Source organism: Cohnella thermotolerans DSM 17683 (genome assembly GCF_000429825.1).
Classification (GTDB): Bacteria; Bacillota; Bacilli; order Paenibacillales; family Paenibacillaceae; genus Cohnella; species Cohnella thermotolerans.
This window is the reverse complement of sequence record NZ_KE386956.1, coordinates 23462-42409: the sequence shown is the minus strand read 5'-3', so window position 1 is coordinate 42409 and position 18948 is coordinate 23462. Positions and strand designations below refer to the sequence as shown.

The following is an 18948-nucleotide window of genomic DNA, read 5'->3' as shown; positions in this document are numbered from 1 at the left end:
GGCCTTCCGCCAGCGAAGCCGCCGCAAGCCACCAATCTTTCTCCATTATAGCGGGGCGGTCGTTGCCATGCACACGTTCCGGCCGACTGCGGGTCGGGCGAGGGGGGAACGCACGCAACCTGCGCAACCGGAACGGGCATTGCGCGCCGGCGCCAAAAGCCGCAAGAGACGTTCGTATAAAACGGACGCACTTCTGGGAAAAACTAACGCAGATGGAAGGGGTGATCCGAGCATGCTAAACCGTACGCAGTTGATCATGCTGATCCTCTTGTCGACGGGATTGATGAATCACGTAATCTTGATCCCGATCATGCTGGATGTCGCCGGCAGGGATTCGTGGCTATCCGTGCTGGTGGCCGCCTTGCCCGCCGCTGCTTGGGCGGCGGCCGTCGGATTGACGATGCGCAAGGTCGGATCGGACCGCCTGCAGCTTTTTTTGAACCGCAGGGGACATGTTATCCTCACCTGGACGATTATGGCCGCTCTCGGATTATACTTGGCGCTGATAGCGATCATTACGATGAAAGATATGATGGACTGGCTGCAGCTCGTCTATCTTCCTTATACACCGAGATGGCTCGTATCGGTCGTCTTTGCCGTTCTCTGCGTATCGATGGCCCGCCTGGGCATTCAGGTCGTCGGCATCGTCGGAGGCGTGCTGCTTCCCTTCGTCGTCATTCTGGGCCTGTTCGTCATGACGGCCAATACCCCTCACAAGCATTACGATCTTCTGCTTCCCGTGCTGGAACGCGGCTGGGGGCCGATCGTCAGCGGAGGCATCTACATTTTCGGAGGTTACGCGGAACTGGTCATCCTCTTGCTGCTCACCCATCGGATGCGCGAGACGCCTTCCATCAAGTCCATGATCGCTCTCGCCGCCGTGCTGGCCATGCTGACGGCGGGGCCTCTCATCGGAGCGATCGCCGAATTCGGTCCTCCCGAAGCCGCCAAACAAAAATATCCTGCGTGGGAGCAATGGAGACTGGTTCAAATCGGCCGCTATATCGAGCATGTCGATTTCTTCTCGCTGTATCAGTGGCTTAGCGGCGCCTGGATTCGCATTTCCTTGGCGGTCTATCTCGTTGCGGATTTGTTCGGGGAGCGCACGCGTCTCGCCAGCCGGACGACGCTTGTGTTCGGAGCCGCCCTCGTCGGTGCGGGGGCGCTTCCGATCGATCCGGTGCTGTTCCGAACCTTTGTCGCTCGTTATTATTTTCCCGTGTCGGCGGCGGCGGCGCTCTGCATCCTGGCCGTTACGGCCTGTTTGGGGTTGCGAAAAATGACGGCCGCGGAGAAAAGGGGGATTAGCGAATGAACGACTGGCAGCATTCGGGCACGGGGACAGCCGACATCGGCGCCTCCTCGCTCCGGGCCCATTTCGCGCACAGCCAGGACGTCCATATTCGGGAGATCGACCTGACGCCGGATACCGATGCCGTACTTGTCTATTGCGAAGGCTTGTGCAGCGCCGAGGATATCGACCGGTACGTGCTGCCGGAGCTGCGGCATTGGCCTTTGCCGGCGAGCAGTCCCGAACGTCCGGGAGCTGTCCCGATGCTTATCCGGCAGGATAAGCTTCCCTTGGACTTATCCTGGTCCGAGATCGAGCAGCGCATATTCGGAGGCGAGCTTCTCCTGCTGCTCCGGAACGAGGAGCGGATGCAGCTCATTTCCTTCCAAATCGACGATTCTCCCAAACGATCGACGGAAGAATCCAACGCCGAAATCTCCGTCATCGGGCCGCGCGACGGCTTCGTGGAGGATCTGCGGACGAATGTCGCCCTCGTGCGCAAACGTCTGAAAAGCACTTCGCTCCGCTTCGAGCTGTTCACGATCGGCGAGCGAAGCCGAACGAAGGTTCTGCTGCTCTACGTTCAGGACGCGATCGCGCCCGATCTGCCGCGGAAAGTTCGGGACAAAATTTCTTCGATATCGGTAGAGAACCTTCAATCGGCCAACCAGCTCGAAGATTTGCTCGGCCGTCAGCCCTTCTCCATATTTCCGCAGTTCCATTATACGGGCCGGCCCGATTTTGCCGTCGACTGCATGCTTCGCGGCCGATTCGTCTTGCTCGTGGAAGGCTCTCCCGTAGCGGTCATCGGTCCTGCGAACCTTCTTCTGTTGCTGAAAAGCCCGGAGGACGACCACCTCCCTTTTCTGATGACGTCGTTCGGCCGGATTTTGCGGTACATCGGTCTGGTCATCTCGATCTTTCTGCCGGGATTTTGGACCTCCCTTGCCGTCTACAACCAGGATCAGCTCCCCTTCCCGCTGCTGGCCACCGTTACGGTGTCCCGGCTCGGCACGCCGCTGTCCGCCTCGGCGGAGATGATGCTCATGATGATCATCATGGAATTGTTCAGAGAAGCGGGGGTTCGGCTGCCGAAAACGATCAGTCCGACCGTAACGGTCGTCGGGGGAATCATTATCGGAGAGGCTTCCATCCAGGCCGGGATTCTGTCGCCGACCATCATCATCGTCGCTTCCATTACGGCCGTCTGTTCGTCTACGCTGGTCAACCAGATGCTGTCCGGGATCTCGACCATCCTGCGGCTCGGCGTCTATTTCCTTGCGGCGGTTCTGGGTTTCTACGGCTTCATCGTCGGCTTGTTTGCCGTCATACTCTATCTGGCTTCCCTCGACTCGTTCGGCTATCCGTATGTGGCCCCGCTCTCTCCGCTGAGATGGAAGCAATTCGGGAGAAGTTTCCTGAAGCTTCCCGGGAAGTGGGCGTACGCGCAGACGCGCTCTGCCGCCGGGACTTCGGCTGAAGAGAGGAGACAACGACCGTGAAGTCGATCGCGTATCCGATCGCCCTGGCCTTGCTCTCCGGCATCCTCCTTCCCGGATGCTGGGACGCCAAAGAGATTCAATATATCAGCTACGCCACCACCCTCGGAATCGATTACGACGACTCGAAGCAGCAATTTGTCGCCTACGTGCAGGTTCTCGATTTTTCCAACGTCGCCAAGCAATCGGGCTCCGTCCGAACGACGCCCGGCACCGTCTGGGTGGGCAAAGGCCGCGGCCGCACGCTTCAAAACGCGATGACGGATCTGTATTCCACATCGCAGGAGCAAATCTTCTGGGGCCATACCACCGCGGTCATTTATCACGAGCGGCTGTTGAAGGCCAACCGGCTGCAGGAAGCGTTAGATTTGACCAACCGGTATCGGGAGCTCCGCTATACCAAGTGGGTGTACGCCACGAATCGTCCGCTGGAGGACATTCTCAGCGTCACTCCCTTTTTCAAGCAGTCGCCGCTGGAATCGATCCTGCACCAGCCGAAGGAAATCTACCGCCAGCGCTCCTACTTGACGCCGCTGCAGTTTCAGCGTTTCGTCGCTCTTTACAACGAGCCCGCCGTAACCGCCTCGATTCCGATCCTGGACATTAACAAGTCGCAATGGAGAGAAAACGAAAAGGAGCACCCGCTCCTTTTCGACAAAGGGATCTATGCGGTTTACCGGGGAAAATGGAAAGCCGCCTTCTCCGAGGAGGATATTCCCGGATTGAGGTGGATCGAGAGAGAGACTGTTCGCGTTCCCATCGACGTGACGGTCGGCCCAGGCCGCGACGCGTCGATCGTCATCCTTCGCCCGAAATACAGCGTCAAGCCGCGCGAACGGAACGGAAGACTTGCGTTCGACATCCGCATCGCAGCCAACGCATCCATTAACGAGCTGCCGCAAAATGTCGACAAATCGACCCTTCTGGCGCTTGCCCGCAAGTCGATCGCGGACGATATCCGCCAAACTTACCGCAAGGGGTTGCAGGCCAAAGTCGATCTTCTGCAGTTGGGAAACGCGCTCTATCATAAGAACCCCCGTCTCTGGAGGCGTTACTTCTCCGGGGACGCCTTCCCCCTGCGCGAAGATTCGCTTGCCGGCGTCTACGTTCGATTGCATCTTCGGGACACCGGCAAATACAAGCTTCGCTTCACGGATTAACCCGCCGTCCTCCGTTCATCGGCAACGCGAAAATGGGAAATCCTCTGAAGCAACCGCTCCGCTTCTTCCGTCAGCATCGCCGCCGCGGCGGCGATCTCCTGAATGGCTTCGTGCTGTGATTCGACGTCCGACATGACGCCGCGGGCGCCGGCGGACGTCGCGTCGGTCACTTCGCGAACGAGATCCATCGCCTCCGCGGCTTCCCGGGAATGAAGCGCCATATCCGCGGACCGAACCGCGTTCTCCTTCATCCGCTCGGCTACCTGCCCGATCGATTCCTCGATTCTCGCGAACGCTTCCGCCGCCCGCGAGACGACGGCGATGCCGGCCTCGGCCTCCCGGTCCCCCATGGCTGAAGCGGCGGACGCGTCCGCCATCTCCGCGCGAATGCCCGCGACGACGGCGGCCACTTCTTCGGCGGCCTGCCCGGTCTGGCCGGACAGCTTCCGCACCTCCTCCGCGACGACGGCGAAGCCTTTGCCGTGCTCGCCGGCCCTCGACGCCTCGATGGAAGCGTTCAGGGCGAGGAGGTTCGTCTGCCTCGCGATCGACACGATCAGCGCGGCCATCCGCTCGATTTGCCCGGCATGCCGGCTCAGGCGTTCCGTCGCTTCCGCGACCCGCGATATGCCGGAGCGGATCGCCTGCATCTGGCCCGCCGCCCGTTCGATCGCGAGCCGTCCCTCGCCCGCCGCCGCCCCGGCCCGTTCCACGCAGGCTTGAACCGCCACGGCGCTCTCTTCGAGCGCGGCCGTCGACAGCGCCATCCGGCCGATCCGCTCGCTGCCCTGCCCCATATGGAGCTGTTGCTTCTCCGACCCGGCCGCGATTTGCTGCATAACCGCCGTCACCTGCTCCGACAGCCCGGCCACGCGATCGCTGTTCGCGCGAAGCCGAACCGACGCGGCGGCCACTTGCTCGGAGTTGGAGACCGCTTGCCGGATCACGAGCCGCAAATTGGCTTTCATCGCGTTGAATGCGTCCGCGAGGCTGTGCAGCTCGTCCCTTCCCTTGACCGCGACGTCCGCGCCGGACAGATCGCCCTCGGCGATCCGGGACGCCGCGGCGACGAGGCTTTTGGCCGGCTTGACGATCATCCGGGACAGCGCCCAGCCGATCGCGATCGCGAGCAGAACGGCGGCCGCGCTGACGGCGACGAGCACGGCGTTGAACAGCCGAACCCGGTTCCGGTTGGCGTCCATTGCGGCTTGCTGCTCCCCGGATTCGGCCTTCTTGATCTCGAGCGCCTGCCGCGCCAAATCTTCCGAAGTCGGCACGGCCCACTGCCCGGCTTCGGATCGGGCGATATCGGGCTTGCCTTCGCGAACGTATCCGACCACTTTCTCGACCAGACGCGCGAACGTCTGATTCGAATCTCCGAGCTTGCCGACGTCCACTGCCGATCCGTAGCCGGCCGATTCGCGGGCCAACGCCGCGATGTCGGCGGAGAGCTGCGCGTTCGCTTCCCGCATCTCCTTCTCAGGCTCCTCGCCGGGCTCCGCCAAATACCGGAACAGCAAGCCCATCTGGCGCTCGGTCCCGGTCAAGATGGCGGACAGCCGCTCCGTCATTTCGTTCTGACGTTCCGCCAGCCGGTCGTACGCACGCTGCGTTTGCCGCATGAACCCGTAGGACAAGGCGCTGCACAACGCCACGATAAGCGACACGGCGATAAACGAAAAGATCAGCTTTCGGCCCATACCTATTTCCGCCTCCTATCGGTTGTAAAAACCTTCGATTCGACGGCCCAAGCCAAAATGGTTGAGGGCGCGAGGTTCGAATGCCGATTCCGCTGCGTTCGGGGGAGAGGACCCCTGCTTCACGCAACAAAAAGAGCGGCTTCTGCCGCTATTCGCTGATGGGTTCATCGTCTTGCCAAATATTTCCTGATGTCGAACGAGACGGCCGCCACGATGATCAGCCCTTTGATGATCAGCTGCCAGTACGGGCTTACGCCGATAAACGTCAAACCGTAGTTGATGACGCCGAAGATAAGCACGCCCGCCATAACGCCCGGGACCGTGCCGATGCCGCCGGACGTCGAGACGCCCCCGACGACGCAGGCCGCGATCGCGTCGAGCTCGTACATGTTGCCGTAGTTGTTCGAGGCGCCGCCGGTCTTCGCCGCTTCGAGCAGGCCGGCAAGGCCGTACAGGGAGCCCGCGATGCCGTAGATCCAGATCAGATTGCGCCCGACGTTGATGCCGGACACGTACGCCGCCTGAACGTTGCCGCCGATCGCGTACATGTTTTTGCCGAGCCGCGTCTTATTGAAGATGACCCAGACGAGCGCCGCGATCGCGATGGCGATCAGCACGAGATAGGGAATCGAGTAAGGACCCGGCTTGCCGATGAAGCCGCTGCCCAGCACCGTAAAGTCGTGGCGCAGGCCGCCGATCGGCTGCGACTGGTTCGGCTTCATGTCGAAGTAGAGAGAGTTGGCGCCGTAGACGGCGACCATCGTGCCGAGCGTCGCGATGAACGGCGGCACCCGCAGCTTGGCGACGATGAGCCCGTTGATCAGCCCCACGACGAGCCCCGCGAGGATGGCCAGGACGATCGGAATCGCCACCGACAGATGGGGCAGATCGGGATAGAAGCGCCGGGCGTAATCCGACGTCTGCAGCATGGAGGCGGAGATGACGGCGGTCAAGCCGACGACGCGCCCCGCGGACAGGTCGGTGCCGCCCGTGATCAGAACGAAGGCAGCGCCGAGCGCGATGATCGCCTTCGTGGAATTTTGCAGCAAAATATCGTGCAGCGTCTGCACCGACAGGAAGCTCGGATCGTAAAGCGAGATGCAGATCACGAGAACGACGAGAACGATGTAAATGGCGTATTGGGTGAAGAATTGGCCTATGTCTCTTGAGGCTGACTTCATGTTGTAGCTCCCCCTTATTAGGACTGAGCGGCAAGCCGCATGATTTCTTCTTCCGTCGCCGTACGGCCGTCCACGATTCCCGTAAGGCGGCCTTCCCGCATGACCAGGATGCGGTCGGACATGCCGAGCAGCTCCGGCATCTCGGACGAAATCATGATGATGCTTTTGCCTTGCTTGGCCAGATCGGCGATGATCGTGTATATTTCGTATTTGGCGCCGACATCGATGCCCCGGGTCGGTTCGTCGAGCAGCAGAATATCCGGGTCGGTCAGCAGCCACCTTGCCAGCAGCACCTTCTGCTGGTTGCCGCCCGAGAGATTCATGATCGCCTGCCGGACGGACGGCGTCTTCACGCGAAGCCGCTGCACGCTGCTCTCGGCCGCCTGCCGGCGCTTCGCGTCGTTCAGCCAGCCGTACCGCTCGTATTGGCGCTGGCTGGCGATCACCGTGTTCTCGAGAACGGAGAGCACGGGGAAAATGCCGGTTACCCTTCGCTCCTCCGTGAGCAAGGCGATCTTATGGGCGATGGCGTCCACCGGACGGCGGATGCGCACGGGCTTGCCGCGGAGGGAGATGCGTCCGGACGAGACGGCGCGAAGCCCGAACAGCGCTTCGACCAACTCGGTCCGCTGCGCCCCGACGAGGCCCCCGACGCCGAGTATCTCTCCTTGCCGAAGCTCGAACGACACGTCCTGGAACGATCGCGGATTCGGCGAGGACAGTCCTTCGACCTTGAGCACCACGTCGCCCGGCTTATTCTCCCGATCCGGGTAGCGCGAGGTCAAATCCCGTCCGACCATGCGCGAGATGATCAAGTCGGTCGTCAGCTCCGAAGCCGGCCAGGTACCGACCTTTTTGCCGTCGCGCATAATGGTGACGTCGTCGGAGATGCGGAGAATTTCCTCCATTTTGTGAGAAATATAAATGATCGCGACGCCCTTCCGCTTCAAGTCCCCGATAATCCGGAACAATTGCTCGACCTCGTTGCCGGTCAGGGAGGAAGTCGGCTCGTCCATAACGATGACTTTCGAGTTGAACGACACGGCTTTGGCGATCTCGATCGACTGGATTTTGGACACGGACAGCGTGCCGACGATCGTATTCGGCTTGATGTCCATGCCGAGCTCCTCGAAGAGCCGCTGCGTGTCGGCGTACATCTTCTTGTGATCCACGAAGCTGAGCAGGCGGCGGTTCCCCAGCTTCAAGCCGTGCATCGGGAAGCGCCCCAGCCAGATGTTCTCCATGACGCTGCGGCGCGGAATCGGATGAAGCTCCTGGTGGATCATCGAAATGCCGTGCGCCAGCGCGGCTTGCGAATTCGGGATGTCCACCTTCTCCCCGTTCAGCCGAATCTCGCCTTCATCCGGCGAATAAAGGCCGAACAGGCATTTCATCAATGTGGATTTTCCGGCGCCGTTCTCCCCCATCAGGGCGTGGACCGTGCCGGCCCGCACCTTCAGGGTGACGTTGTCCAGCGCCTTGACGCCGGGAAACGATTTGGAGATGCCGGCCATTTCCAGCAGGACGGTCGGTTCCGTCATCTTGGTTCCCCCTTGCTGAGACGAATTGCTGATCCCCGACGCCGTCATAGGACGAGGCGGGGTTAAAGAAAGCCAGCGGCCTTCGCCCCGCCTCGCGCTTGCTTACTTGGCGTCGTCCATGTTGTCCTTCGTAATTTTCTTGTAAGGAATCCAGACGTACTTGCCGTCCGTAATGTCGTAGCCCGTGTTGTCCTTGGAAGGCGTCTCGCCGTTCGCCAGCGCGAGCGCCAGCTTGAACGTGGCGGCGCCCTGGTTCTTGGCGTCGTTCAGCACGGTGCCGAGCAGCGTTCCGTCGGACAGCGCCTGCAGCGCCGGAGCCGTCGCGTCGACGCCGACGACCGGGATGTATTTACCGTCTTTGAAGTAGCCGGCGGCTTTCAACGCTTCGATCGCGCCGAGCGCCATGTCGTCGTTGTTCGCAAGGACGGCTTCGATCTTGTCGCCGTGCGCCGACAGGAACGTCGCCATTTTGTCCTGCGCTTTGGCGCGGTCCCACATCGCGGTGTCTTCGGCCACTTTCTCGACCTTCAGCCCCGCGTCCTCGATGGCCTGGATGGAGAACTTCGTGCGCAGCTCCGCGTCCTGGTGGCCCGGCTCGCCCTTCAGCATGACGTACTGGATGACGCCGTCCTTGTTCTTGTCGGCTTCCGGATGGGCTTTCCAGTAATCGACGAGCAGCTCGCCCTCCATCGTGCCGGACTGCTCGGCCTTGGCGCCGACGTAATAAACCTTATCCCACTTCTTCATGTCGTCGGCCAGCGGCTCGCGGTTCAGGAACACGACCGGAATGTTCGCCGCCTTGGCCTTGTCGATAATGACGCCGGCGGCCGTGCGGTCGACCGCGTTGATCGCCATCGCGTCGTACTTTTTGGAGATGAACAGGTCCACCTTGTCGTTCTGCGTCGGCTGCGAATTCTGGCTGTCGACGATGTCGACCTTCGCCTTCCCGTTCGCCGCGTCGCTGATCGCGTTGCGCACGCCGGTCATGAACGTGTCGTCGAATTTGTAGATTGCGACGCCGATCGTTTTCTCTCCGCCGCCGCCTCCTCCGGAGCCGCCGCTCTCCTGGTTGTCGTTCGACTTGCCGCAAGCGGACAAGGCGGTTACCGCCACGGCTCCGGCCACGAGCACCGGAATCCATTTCTTTGCTTTGCTCATTTCAAAGACCCTCCCCGATAAATTGTGGTCTGAGCTTTACATGCTTGATTATCGCGTCTCCGAAGCTGAAAGCGAATTCAAAATCCTCATCAATTTTCTAGAAAATTCTCATGTCCTTGCCTCACTGTACGAACGGGAACAGCATCTTCTGATTGTCCGACCAGAACATGCTCTCCGAATCGATGACTCTCGTCTCGGTGACGATCCGCTTCTCCACCTTCTGCCGGCCGGCCGCCTCTAGAGCCGTTTTCACGCTCAGGTAGCCGATCGTGAACGGATTCTGGATCAGCGTCGCCTGAATGACGCCCTCCTGCAGCCACTCCAGCTCTTCGGGCGAATTCTCGAAAGCGACGAGCTTCACCGTTCCGTACAGCCCCATCCGCTCGATCTCCCTCGCAGCTCCGACCGCGGCGGCGGCGTTCAGCGCCAGAATGCCGTCGGGCCGGCCGCCGCCCGAGAGCGCCTCGCGGGTCCGCACGCCGCACAGAGAGACGTCCGATCCGCAATACAGCGTATCGGCCACCTGCATCCGCGGCGAGCCGGACAGCTCGTCGACGATTCCCTTCTCCCTCTGCTGGGCGTTGCGCGATCCGGGGGCGGAGCTTAGAATGACGAATCGCCCTTTGGCTCCGGACAGCTCCTTCAGCTTCGCCGCCGCTTTCCGGCCCGCTTCGTAATTGTCGATGCCGATGAAGCTGCTCACCCGCTCCGACGCCACCTCGGATTCGACGGCCACGACCGGCACCCCCTTGCGGACGACGTTGTCGACGTCCTCGGCCAGCACCGCATAATCGTCGGGCGCCAGGATGAGCGCGTCCATGCCGTACGCCAAATATTGGCGGATCAGCGCTTGCTGCCCGGCGACGTCGCTCTCGTCGCCCGGTCCGTCGAACGTCAGCTTCGCCCCGAAATCTTTGGCCGCCGCCTCCGCCCCCATTTTCACCGTGTTCCAATAATCGCCGTTCTTGTCTTTGACGAGCAGCACGACGGGCTTCTGCGTCTCGGCGTCCGGCCGGATCTCGACCTGGCGGGAGCACGCGGCGAGCAGCAGCGGCAGCGCGAGGACTGCGGCCGCGGCGCACCGGCTTGCAGACTTAAGCTTCATCGGACCGTTCCTCCTTCAGAATGGGCAGCCAGACGCTCACAATCGTCCCTTCCTCTCTCTCGCTCTCGATTTGCAGACCGTAGCCGTCTCCGTAAGTCAGCCGAATGCGCTCGTGCACGTTGCGCAGGCCGATGCCGGTTCCATCGCCTTCTCCGGTTCCGTCCGACAGCAGCTTCGCCGCTTTTTCCGCGCTCATGCCGACGCCGTTGTCCGCGACCTGAAGCCGCAGCTTACCTTGAACGACGTCCGCGCGAATGGCGATGCGCCCTTCGTCGACCGACGGCTCAATGCCGTGGTAAATGGCGTTCTCGACGATCGGCTGCAGAACGAGCTTCAGCGTTTGCAGCGATTCCGTGCCCTCTCCCGCGGCCAGTTCGAACTCGAACTTGTTCTTGTAGCGGATTTTCTGGATGATCAGGTAGTTGCGGATATGCTCCAATTCGTCGGCCAGCGGAATCACGGTCTTCCCCTTCGACAAGCTGATGCGGAAAAATTTCGACAGCGACGTAATCATCGTAATCACCTCGTCGTTCTTCCCGGTGCCGGCGAGACGGACGACGGAATTGAGCGTGTTGTAGAGGAAGTGCGGATGGATTTGCGACTGCAGCACCTCCAGCTCGGATTTGCGCTTCGACTCCTGCTGGGCGATGATCTGGTCCATCAGCTCCCGGATGCGGCCCACCATCAGGTTGAACCGCCGGGACAGCCGGCCGACCTCGTCGTCGCGGCGAATCGGAATTTCGATGTGGAGGTTCCCCCGTTCGACGAGCTGCATCGACTTCTCCAATCGCTTGATCGGCTGGGAAATTTTCGCCGACATGAACAGCGTGATCCCGAGGACGAACAGCAGCACGAACGCGAGCAGCCAGACGAGGAAGCCGCCGATCTCCCGCTTCGTCGTCCCGATCTCGTCCATGTAGGAGACGCCGACGATTTTCCAGCCGACGTTCGACACCGTCTGGATCGTGATGAGCCGCTGAACCCCCGTCGATTCGTCCAAATAGCTGCCGTACGTATATTTGAGCGCCTGCTCGACGTTCTCGTATTTGATTCCCGCGTAGATGAGCTGCTGCTGCGGATGGTAAATGATGTTGCCCGCGGATTCGTCGATAATGTAGGCGTAGCCCTTCTGCCCCAGCTTGACGCTGCTCGTCAGATCGTCGATCATCTTGAAGTTGACGTCGACGAGCAGCACGGCGTCCCGCGTCCGGCCGCCCGACTTCAGCTTGATGCCCTTGCTCATCGACACGACCCATTTGTACTGCCCCTTGAACAAGTTCTGCACATGCGGGACGGAGAAGCTCAGATGGTTCGGATTTTCCACGGCGGACCGGAACCAGCTCTGCGTCGTCAAGTGGGTGTTCGAGCGCATCGGCACGGAAGGAAGCGCTGTCAACTTCTGACCGGACTGATCGAACAGCGCGATCGTCACGAGATCTTCCCGGGTATGGAAAATCGTGTTCAACTGCTCATGCAGCCGATCCCCGGCGAAATCCCCGTCCTCGCGGACCGAAGCTTCGACCTCTCCGAAAAAAATCGTCATGCTGCGAATGTAATATTCGAGATTTTTCGTCACCTGATAGATGATCTGCTCGTTGCTCCGGACCGCGTTGTTCTCGGCCGTGCGGGTGAATTTGTCGTACAGGACGTAACTGACGAAAAAAACGACGCCGACCGTGATCGCGGTGAAGGAGACGGCGATCAGAAACTGGATGCTCTTGAAGCGGTAATGCCGGAAGCGGATGCCGATCACAGCGCTTCACCCCGCATACGGCCGCTGCGGTAATCCTTCGGCGACACGCCGACATATTTTTTGAAGCTGAAGCTGAAATAATTGGGATCGGCGTAGCCGACTCTCTCCGCGATCTCGAACGCTTTCAGATCGGTGGTGGCGAGCAGCTCCTTGGCTTCCTCCATCCGAAGCTGCAGCAGGTAATTAACGTAGGTCGTTTTCGTCTCTCTTTTGAAAATGCTGCTGAAATAGCCGGCGCTAATATGCAGATGGGCGCATACCTGGTTGATGGACAGCTCGCTGTCGGCGAAATTCGCCCGCGTGTACGCCTTCGCCCGCTCGACCAGGCTGCTGTAGGAGGTTTGACGGTCCGACGCGATCCGCCCCATCATTTTGCCGCAGACAGAGACGACCCACATCTTCGCCTCGTCCAAATGCTGCAGCCGGGCCAGCTCGCCCAGCAAATTCGCGTTGCCGCCGAACAGCTCGTGCATGTCCATGCCGGTGTCGCGGGCGGCCTTCGTCAGGGTGGACACGATTTGCAGCAGGAACAGCTGCACGTTCTGCAGCGACGCCTCCGGCCCCGCCTCCATGACCGCAGCGAACTGCTTCTCCACCGTCTCCGCCAATTCCTCGGGCGTGCCGACCTTGAGGCAGCGGATCAGCTCCTGCTCCTGCAGCTCGTCGTAACGAAACGGCGCGGGCTTGCGGGCTTCCACGTCCCCGATCGGGATGATCCGGTTGCTGCCGAGCAGCATCCGGTAATCGAGGGCGGCGACCGCCTCCTCGTACGAATACCGGACCTCCTGCAGCCGGTCCGCAACCGTGCCGACGCCGATCGTAACCGTCAGCTTCAAGTAGTTCTCCACGCTTCGCCGCACTTCCTCGAGCGCCTCCAGCGCGCTTGCATACAACGCCTCGCGCGATTCCCGTTCGCTGCCGGAGGCGAGCAGGACGACGTAGCCGGCATGCTGGAACACGAGGCCGCATTCCCTGCGCCCGGCGATCTCTTCCGCGATGTTGCGGACCGCGAAGCTCAGCAGCTCCGCGTCCTCGGCATCCGCCGGCAAATCCAGCCGGACGACGGCCGCCAGATGGCGGCGTTCACGCAGCGGCAAGCCGTATCCCGCAAGCTTCTCGTCGATCTCCCGCTCCGTCAGCGCCCGGGTCATAAGCGAGCCGAGGAACAGCTCCCGCAGCAGCGGCAAGCTTCGGCGGTAATGCTCCTTCAGGCTGTCCATGTTTTCCCGCTGCAGCGCTTCCGCGTCCAGCTCCGCCTTCACTTTGCGCAGCGCCTGCAGCAGCTCCTGCGCCGAGAACGGCTTCAGGACGAACTCCTCGATGCCGAGCGTAATCGCCTTGCGGGCGTATTCGAATTCGTCGTATCCCGTCAAAATAATGATCTTCGTTCCCGGAAGCGACCGCCGCACGCGCTCCGACAGCTCCAGGCCGTCCATGAACGGCATCCGAATGTCCGTCACCAGCACGTCCGGCCGCCAGCGCTCGGCCATCTCCAGCGCTTCCGGCCCGTTCTCCGCGCGGTCGACCACTTCGAAGCCCGCGTCCTCCCAGTCGATCTCGTGCAGCACGCCTTCCCGGACGTCGGCTTCGTCGTCGGCCAAAATCAATTTGTACATCGCTCGCTCACGCTCCCTGCCCTACAATTCTACTCGACATTGTCAAAAACCTTCTCTATTTGACGAACAAGTAGTGCAAAAGTCGCACCGCGGCACATCGACGCGGCACATTTGGGAATTGCCCTTCCGGAAGATACAATGGAAAATAGAATCGAGGAGGCGAACGTCATGTGCACATTGGTCAGTTTGTTCGGATTTTCTTCCGAACAGGAGAACGAAATTCGCGAGGCCGCGCCCGGTTGGAACGCGGTGTTCGCGAAGCCGGAGGGGATCGATCCGGCGTTGCTTCGGGATGCGGAGGTCGTCTGCGGATGGCATTCCGTCGCGCAGGAGGCGCTCGCGGAAGGGATGCCCCGCTTGAAGTGGGTGCAGACCGGTTCCGCCGGCGTCGACAACTTGCCGCTTGCCGAGCTTGCGCGGCTCGGCGTCGTCGTCACGACGGCCAGCGGCGTGCATCCGGCGCCGATGGCGGAGACCGCGTTCGCGATGCTGCTCGCGTTTACGCGCAACCTGCACCATGCCGTGCGCAACCAGGCCGAGCGGCGCTGGGAAAAGGCCGAAGCGTACGGCGAGCTTCGGGGGAAGACGATGGGCGTCGTCGGCGCGGGCCAGATCGGCACGGAAGTCGCCCGCTTGGCGCAAGCTTTCGGCATGCGGACGCTGGGAGTCCGCCGCTCGGGACGGGAGACGGAGCACTTCGACGGGATGGCCTCGTTCGAAGGCCTGGACGACGTCTTGGCGGAGAGCGACGTGGTCGTGAACATCCTGCCGGCGACGGACGAGACGTACCGGCTGTTCGACGCGGAGCGGTTCGCGCGCATGAAGCCGGGCGCGCTGTTCGTCAATATCGGGCGCGGCCGTTCGGTCGACACCGACGCGCTGGTCGAAGCGCTGCGCAGCGGCCGGATTGCGGGGGCGGGACTCGACGTGTTCGACCCGGAGCCGCTGCCGGCGGATCATCCGCTATGGGGGATGGACAACGTCATCGTCATGCCTCATATCGGCGGTCTGACGGACCGCTACAAGGAGCGGTTGGCCGGGCTGTTCATCCGCAACTTGCGCGCTTATATCGAGAACGGAGCGCCGGAAGCGAACCTCGTGGACTATCGCCGAGGCTATTGACAGGCGCAAGGGGCTGTCCCGCAGGAATTGAACAGACCTGCGTGACAGCCCCTCGTTATTGCCCTCGTCCGGCGGCGCAACGGCCGTCCGACCGCCGAACCGCGCCGAGTGCCCGCTCTAATATCGAAATTGCACCACCCGCGGCGTCCCGATTGCCCCCTGTAAAGTCGAAAATCGTCTTTACAGCCCGCGCGGAGGCCCCATTGCTCGCTGTAAAGTCGAAAATCGTCTTTACAGCCTATGCGGCGCCTCCATTGCCCCCTGTAAAGTCGAAAATCGTCTTTACAGCCCGCGCGGAGACCCCATTGCTCGCTGTAAAGTCGAAAATCGTCTTTATAGCCTACGCGGCGCCTCCATTGCTCGCTGTAAAGTTCAATTTACGACTTTGAGTATACTCAAAGTCAAGCGACACGTTTGCCCTCCTCCGAAGGAGAGTAGCTTGTTGGGTTGCCGAGTCCGTTACCGGGATAAAAAATGGAAGGTATCTCTAGAGACCTGCATGCCCGCAGAAAAGAGGGAGAGCGGCGCATCCCAGACGAAGAACGGAACGCCAAGCCGCGGCTGATGCGCCCACAGGCAATAGTCACCGCCGTTGCGGCTTATCCGCCCGCGGGCAGAAGGCCCCGCCGCTCCAGCTCGGCCATCCGTTCCATCAGGAAGACGCCGCTTAGATGGGCGCTAAGCGGCACCCGTCCTGGCGGGACCCGCTCCCAATCCGGGCCGAACAGGCCCCGCCGCGCGTCCCGGCCGCGTTCCCACAAGCCGGAAGCGCTGCGCAGCAGCCAGGCCGCGTAAGGCGAAACATGCCCGGCGGCCCGCTGCTCGACGACAAGCTCCGTCAAATAGCGGACGAAAATGCCCTTGAACAGCCCCCCGTCCCCGTCGCCCTCGTCGGGAAGGCCGGTCGCGCCCCATTCCGCGAAGGCGGCCGCCGCGGTGCGGGACGCGTCCGCCAAATAGGCGGCGTCTCCGGTCGCCCGGTAAAGCTCGACGGCGGCGCCGACGAACACGCCTTGGCAATACGTGAATCGCCAGTTCTTGTCGATCCGGCCGTCGCCCTGCCGGTTCATCCCGTCCCAGACGAAGCCGCTGTCCGGGTCGACGAGATGGGTGCGCAGCCAGCGGTAAATTTTCACCGCCCACTCCAGCTCCCCGGCGCCTCCGCCCGACCTCGCGAGCCGCGCCGCAAGAATGGCCGCCGGCCCGTTGGCCGGCGCGTTCTTGTAGCCGGGCTGCTCCTTGTGCCAGGCGATGCCGCCGCCCATGACGTCGTTCCACCCGGTCTTGATGTCTTCCCACAAGACCCGGACCGTCTCCCGGTACTTCTCTTCGCCTGTCGCTTCGTACGCCCGCAGCCAGGCGAGCGCCATCCATTCCATGTCGTCGTACAGCAAATTCGGATAAACGCCGCCGTTCTTCGCGCGAACGCCGTCGTGCAGCTCGGCCAGCCTTGCCCCGTACGGCGGAGCTCCGTTCGTCCGGAGCCAGCCGTCGACCAGCCCGTCGGCCGCATGCGCCATCCACCAGTAGTGGAAAATCGTGTTGCACGCCCCGTTCGGGCAGGGCGTCTCGATGTTGTACATCCGGATGGACGGATTCCACAATTCGCGCTCCAGCGCTTGCTGAGCCTGCTCGGCCCGGTCGTTCCACAACATGGTCCACTCTCCCCGATCGCACTATCTTTTCTCTATCCCCTGCGGACTTGAAGACCGGACGGACCTTATTCGCGGCGATTCGCAAGCCAGTTCCCGGCGCCGTTTCGGATTCCGCCGGCGTTCCGTCGCAACCGCCGCCGCTCGCAGAAGGTCACGCTCCATTTCCACCGCTCTCTGCTCTCATCCGGACCGCTTCCGTCACGCCGCTGCCTTCACGCCGCTGAGCGTGATTCCCCGCTCCTTTTCCGCCACTCTCTGCCCTCTTAGAGACCGCTGCGTCACGCCGCTCCCCCTCTTCCCGGCCACTGGCTGCCCCATACCGTTACCCTTTGATGCCACTGAAGGCAATTCCCTGCACGAAATATTTCTGCAGCAGCAGGAACAGGACGAGAATGGGCAGCACCGCGATGAGCGCTCCCGCCATCATCGGCCCGAAGTCGGTCTGATGGTTGAAGGAGAACGCCTGCAGCCCCATCTGAATCGTCGCCTTGTTCGGATCGTTCAGCACGATCATCGGCCACAGGAAGCTGTTCCACCCGGCCTGGAAGGTGAAGATGCCGAGCGTGGCGAGCGCGGGCTTGGTGAGGGGCAGGTAGACGTTCCAGAAAATGCGGAACTCGCGGCACCCTTCGATGCGGGCGACCTCCATCATGTCGGAAGGCAGCGTCAGGAAAAACTGCCGCATGAAGAAGACGGCGAACGAGCCCGAAGCGCCCGGCAGAATGATGCCCCAGAACGTGTTCAGCAGCCCGTTGCCGCCCGCTCCGTACCAGTCGTTGCCGCCGACGAACGGGAAGTGCTTCAGCACGTAGAAGCTCGGAATCATCGTGACGATGCCCGGAATCATCATGGCCGCGAGCAAGATTCGGAACAGCGGCTTGTTCAGCCGGAACGGCAGCTTCGCAAACGCGTAACCGCTGAGCGAGCCGAAGAACAGGTTGGCGACGACGCCGGCGACGGCCAGCACGAGCGAATTCCAGAAGTAAAGGCCGAAGGGAACGGTCGTGAAGGCGTTCCGGTAGTGCTCCAGCGTCAATCGCGACGGCAGCCACCGGATCGGCATGGAGAAAATTTCGTCGTCCGGCTTGAACGAGGTGATCAGGCTCCAGAAGAAAGGGAGGAACATGAAGGCCGAGATGACGATGGCGACCGCGTAGAACAGAACGTTCCACAGCGTGCGCGACGCCCGGACCGACGGGCTGCGGACGGCGGAAACGCCGATGGCGGCGGCGGATTTGCTGCTCATGGTTTTTCCCCCTCATACGACCGATTCCTCGGATTTGTTAACGCGCATGTTGATCAGCGAGAAAATGAGAATCGCGATCGCGAGCACGAACGCCTGCGCGGACGCGTAGCCCATTTGCAACTGGTTGAAGCCTTGCTGGTAAATGAGGTACACCGGCGTCTTGGTGACGTTGCCGGGACCGCCTTGCGTCAGGACGAACGCCTGGTCGAAAAGCTGCAGCGCGCCGATGATCGACATCGTGCTGACGAGGAACGTCGTCGGCCGAAGCTGCGGCCACGTGATGTAGCGGAAGCGGCCTATGGCGGTGGCCCCGTCCAGCTTCGCCGATTCGTACAAATAATCGGGAACGCCCTGCAGCCCCGCGATGTAGATGATCATGTTGGAGCCGACCGTCTGCCAGAGCGTCACGAGAATGATCGACAGCATCGCCGTCTCGGTCTGGGCGAGCCAGGCCGGACCCGTCACGCCGACATAGCCGAGCATGGTGTTGACCAGGCCGTATTCGGGATGAAGCAGCCACACCCATACCGTCGCCGCCGCCACCGCCGACGTCAGCGTCGGCATGTAGCTCATCGCGCGGAACAGCCGGACGCCCGGACGCCGGAAGTTGAACAGCATGGCCAGCCCAAGCGACAGCGCAATGTTGAGCGGCACGAAGACGACGGTGTAGTAAGCGACGTTCTTGAACGTCGTCCAGTAGAGGACGTCCCCGAAGAGCCGCTTGTAGTTGTCCGTGCCGACCCACTTCATCCGGCTGAGCACGTCGTAATTCGTGAAGCTCAAATAGAGCGCCATGACGACCGGAATGACCGTGAACACCAGAAACAGCAGCATGGTGGGCGTGATGAATAGATAGGCCGTGCGCGACTGGTGCCGGGTCAGCTTGCCGTAAGATGCCATCGGCGTTCCTCCTCTCGAATG

At 61.7% G+C, this 18948-nt stretch carries 14 protein-coding genes; 4 read left to right on the top strand and 10 right to left on the bottom strand.

Translation table 11 applies throughout. The annotated features are described in order from the left end of the window. Positions 1–232: 232 nt before the first annotated feature. Genes G485_RS27340 through G485_RS0118975 form a run of 3 tightly spaced genes read left to right on the top strand, consistent with a single transcriptional unit; the run spans position 233 to position 3950 of the window. Positions 233–1315: a GerAB/ArcD/ProY family transporter gene (locus G485_RS27340; protein ID WP_051318411.1), complete on the top strand. Its 1083-nt coding sequence runs from the start codon at positions 233–235 to the stop codon at positions 1313–1315. Next, complete coding sequence (locus tag G485_RS27335) at positions 1312–2793, top strand: spore germination protein (protein WP_051318410.1); 1482 nt, start codon at positions 1312–1314, stop codon at positions 2791–2793. Before G485_RS27340 ends, G485_RS27335 begins: the two co-directional genes overlap by 4 nt. After that, a complete protein-coding gene (locus tag G485_RS0118975) occupies positions 2790–3950 on the top strand; it encodes a Ger(x)C family spore germination protein (RefSeq protein ID WP_084423394.1) in 1161 nt (386 codons plus the stop codon). Before G485_RS27335 ends, G485_RS0118975 begins: the two co-directional genes overlap by 4 nt. On the opposite strand, the gene G485_RS0118970 is transcribed toward G485_RS0118975, so the two are convergent. The 7 genes from G485_RS0118970 to G485_RS0118940 form a co-directional block, all read right to left on the bottom strand. Continuing rightward, a complete protein-coding gene (locus G485_RS0118970; RefSeq protein WP_027093821.1) occupies positions 3947–5650 on the bottom strand; it encodes a methyl-accepting chemotaxis protein in 1704 nt (567 codons plus the stop codon). The two genes, G485_RS0118975 and G485_RS0118970, sit on opposite strands and share 4 nt — an antisense overlap. 164 nt (positions 5651–5814) lie before the next feature. Then, positions 5815–6831 (bottom strand): galactose/methyl galactoside ABC transporter permease MglC, encoded by a 1017-nt coding sequence (mglC, locus tag G485_RS27330; protein ID WP_035157263.1) that lies wholly within the window; start codon positions 6829–6831, stop codon positions 5815–5817. A gap of 17 nt (positions 6832–6848) precedes the next feature. Further along, a complete protein-coding gene (locus G485_RS0118960) occupies positions 6849–8372 on the bottom strand; it encodes a sugar ABC transporter ATP-binding protein (RefSeq protein WP_027093820.1) in 1524 nt (507 codons plus the stop codon). Between the two features lie 102 nt (positions 8373–8474). Next, a complete protein-coding gene (locus G485_RS0118955; protein WP_027093819.1) occupies positions 8475–9530 on the bottom strand; it encodes a galactose ABC transporter substrate-binding protein in 1056 nt (351 codons plus the stop codon). 121 nt (positions 9531–9651) lie between these two features. Next, positions 9652–10635 carry a substrate-binding domain-containing protein gene (locus tag G485_RS0118950; RefSeq protein ID WP_027093818.1) on the bottom strand — a complete coding sequence of 328 codons (984 nt, stop codon included), beginning with the start codon at positions 10633–10635 and terminating at the stop codon, positions 9652–9654. After that, positions 10625–12388: a cache domain-containing sensor histidine kinase gene (locus tag G485_RS0118945; protein WP_027093817.1), complete on the bottom strand. Its 1764-nt coding sequence runs from the start codon at positions 12386–12388 to the stop codon at positions 10625–10627. The genes G485_RS0118950 and G485_RS0118945 overlap by 11 nt, the downstream gene beginning before the upstream one ends. Continuing rightward, positions 12385–14004, bottom strand: a complete 1620-nt coding sequence (locus G485_RS0118940) for a response regulator (protein WP_027093816.1) — start codon at positions 14002–14004, stop codon at positions 12385–12387. The genes G485_RS0118945 and G485_RS0118940 overlap by 4 nt, the downstream gene beginning before the upstream one ends. Before the next feature lie 168 nt (positions 14005–14172). On the opposite strand from G485_RS0118940, the gene G485_RS0118935 reads away from it, so the two are divergent. Then, positions 14173–15126 (top strand): D-2-hydroxyacid dehydrogenase, encoded by a 954-nt coding sequence (locus G485_RS0118935; RefSeq protein ID WP_027093815.1) that lies wholly within the window; start codon positions 14173–14175, stop codon positions 15124–15126. 599 nt (positions 15127–15725) lie between these two features. Here the strand turns inward: G485_RS0118935 and G485_RS0118930 are convergent. From G485_RS0118930 to G485_RS0118920, 3 genes are all read right to left on the bottom strand, one after another. Next, a complete protein-coding gene (locus G485_RS0118930) occupies positions 15726–16781 on the bottom strand; it encodes a glycoside hydrolase family 76 protein (protein WP_027093814.1) in 1056 nt (351 codons plus the stop codon). 322 nt (positions 16782–17103) lie between these two features. Next, positions 17104–18027, bottom strand: coding sequence for a carbohydrate ABC transporter permease (locus G485_RS0118925; protein WP_035157262.1), 924 nt, complete (start codon positions 18025–18027; stop codon positions 17104–17106). A gap of 12 nt (positions 18028–18039) precedes the next feature. Then, positions 18040–18927: a carbohydrate ABC transporter permease gene (locus tag G485_RS0118920; RefSeq protein WP_027093812.1), complete on the bottom strand. Its 888-nt coding sequence runs from the start codon at positions 18925–18927 to the stop codon at positions 18040–18042. Positions 18928–18948: the final 21 nt, after the last annotated feature.

Excerpts from the sequence above, each read along its gene's own strand:
- G485_RS0118940 (WP_027093816.1), bottom strand. The coding sequence starts at position 14,004 with ATGTACAAATTGATTTTGGCCGACGACGAAGCCGACGTCCGGGAAGGC.
- G485_RS0118925 (WP_035157262.1), bottom strand. The coding sequence starts at position 18,027 with ATGAGCAGCAAATCCGCCGCCGCCATCGGCGTTTCCGCCGTCCGCAGC.
- G485_RS0118930 (WP_027093814.1), bottom strand. The coding sequence starts at position 16,781 with ATGTTGTGGAACGACCGGGCCGAGCAGGCTCAGCAAGCGCTGGAGCGC.
- G485_RS27335 (WP_051318410.1), top strand. The coding sequence starts at position 1,312 with ATGAACGACTGGCAGCATTCGGGCACGGGGACAGCCGACATCGGCGCC.
- G485_RS27340 (WP_051318411.1), top strand. The coding sequence starts at position 233 with ATGCTAAACCGTACGCAGTTGATCATGCTGATCCTCTTGTCGACGGGA.
- G485_RS0118955 (WP_027093819.1), bottom strand. The coding sequence starts at position 9,530 with ATGAGCAAAGCAAAGAAATGGATTCCGGTGCTCGTGGCCGGAGCCGTG.
- G485_RS0118960 (WP_027093820.1), bottom strand. The coding sequence starts at position 8,372 with ATGACGGAACCGACCGTCCTGCTGGAAATGGCCGGCATCTCCAAATCG.
- mglC (WP_035157263.1), bottom strand. The coding sequence starts at position 6,831 with ATGAAGTCAGCCTCAAGAGACATAGGCCAATTCTTCACCCAATACGCC.
- G485_RS0118920 (WP_027093812.1), bottom strand. The coding sequence starts at position 18,927 with ATGGCATCTTACGGCAAGCTGACCCGGCACCAGTCGCGCACGGCCTAT.
- G485_RS0118935 (WP_027093815.1), top strand. The coding sequence starts at position 14,173 with ATGTGCACATTGGTCAGTTTGTTCGGATTTTCTTCCGAACAGGAGAAC.
- G485_RS0118970 (WP_027093821.1), bottom strand. The coding sequence starts at position 5,650 with ATGGGCCGAAAGCTGATCTTTTCGTTTATCGCCGTGTCGCTTATCGTG.
- G485_RS0118950 (WP_027093818.1), bottom strand. The coding sequence starts at position 10,635 with ATGAAGCTTAAGTCTGCAAGCCGGTGCGCCGCGGCCGCAGTCCTCGCG.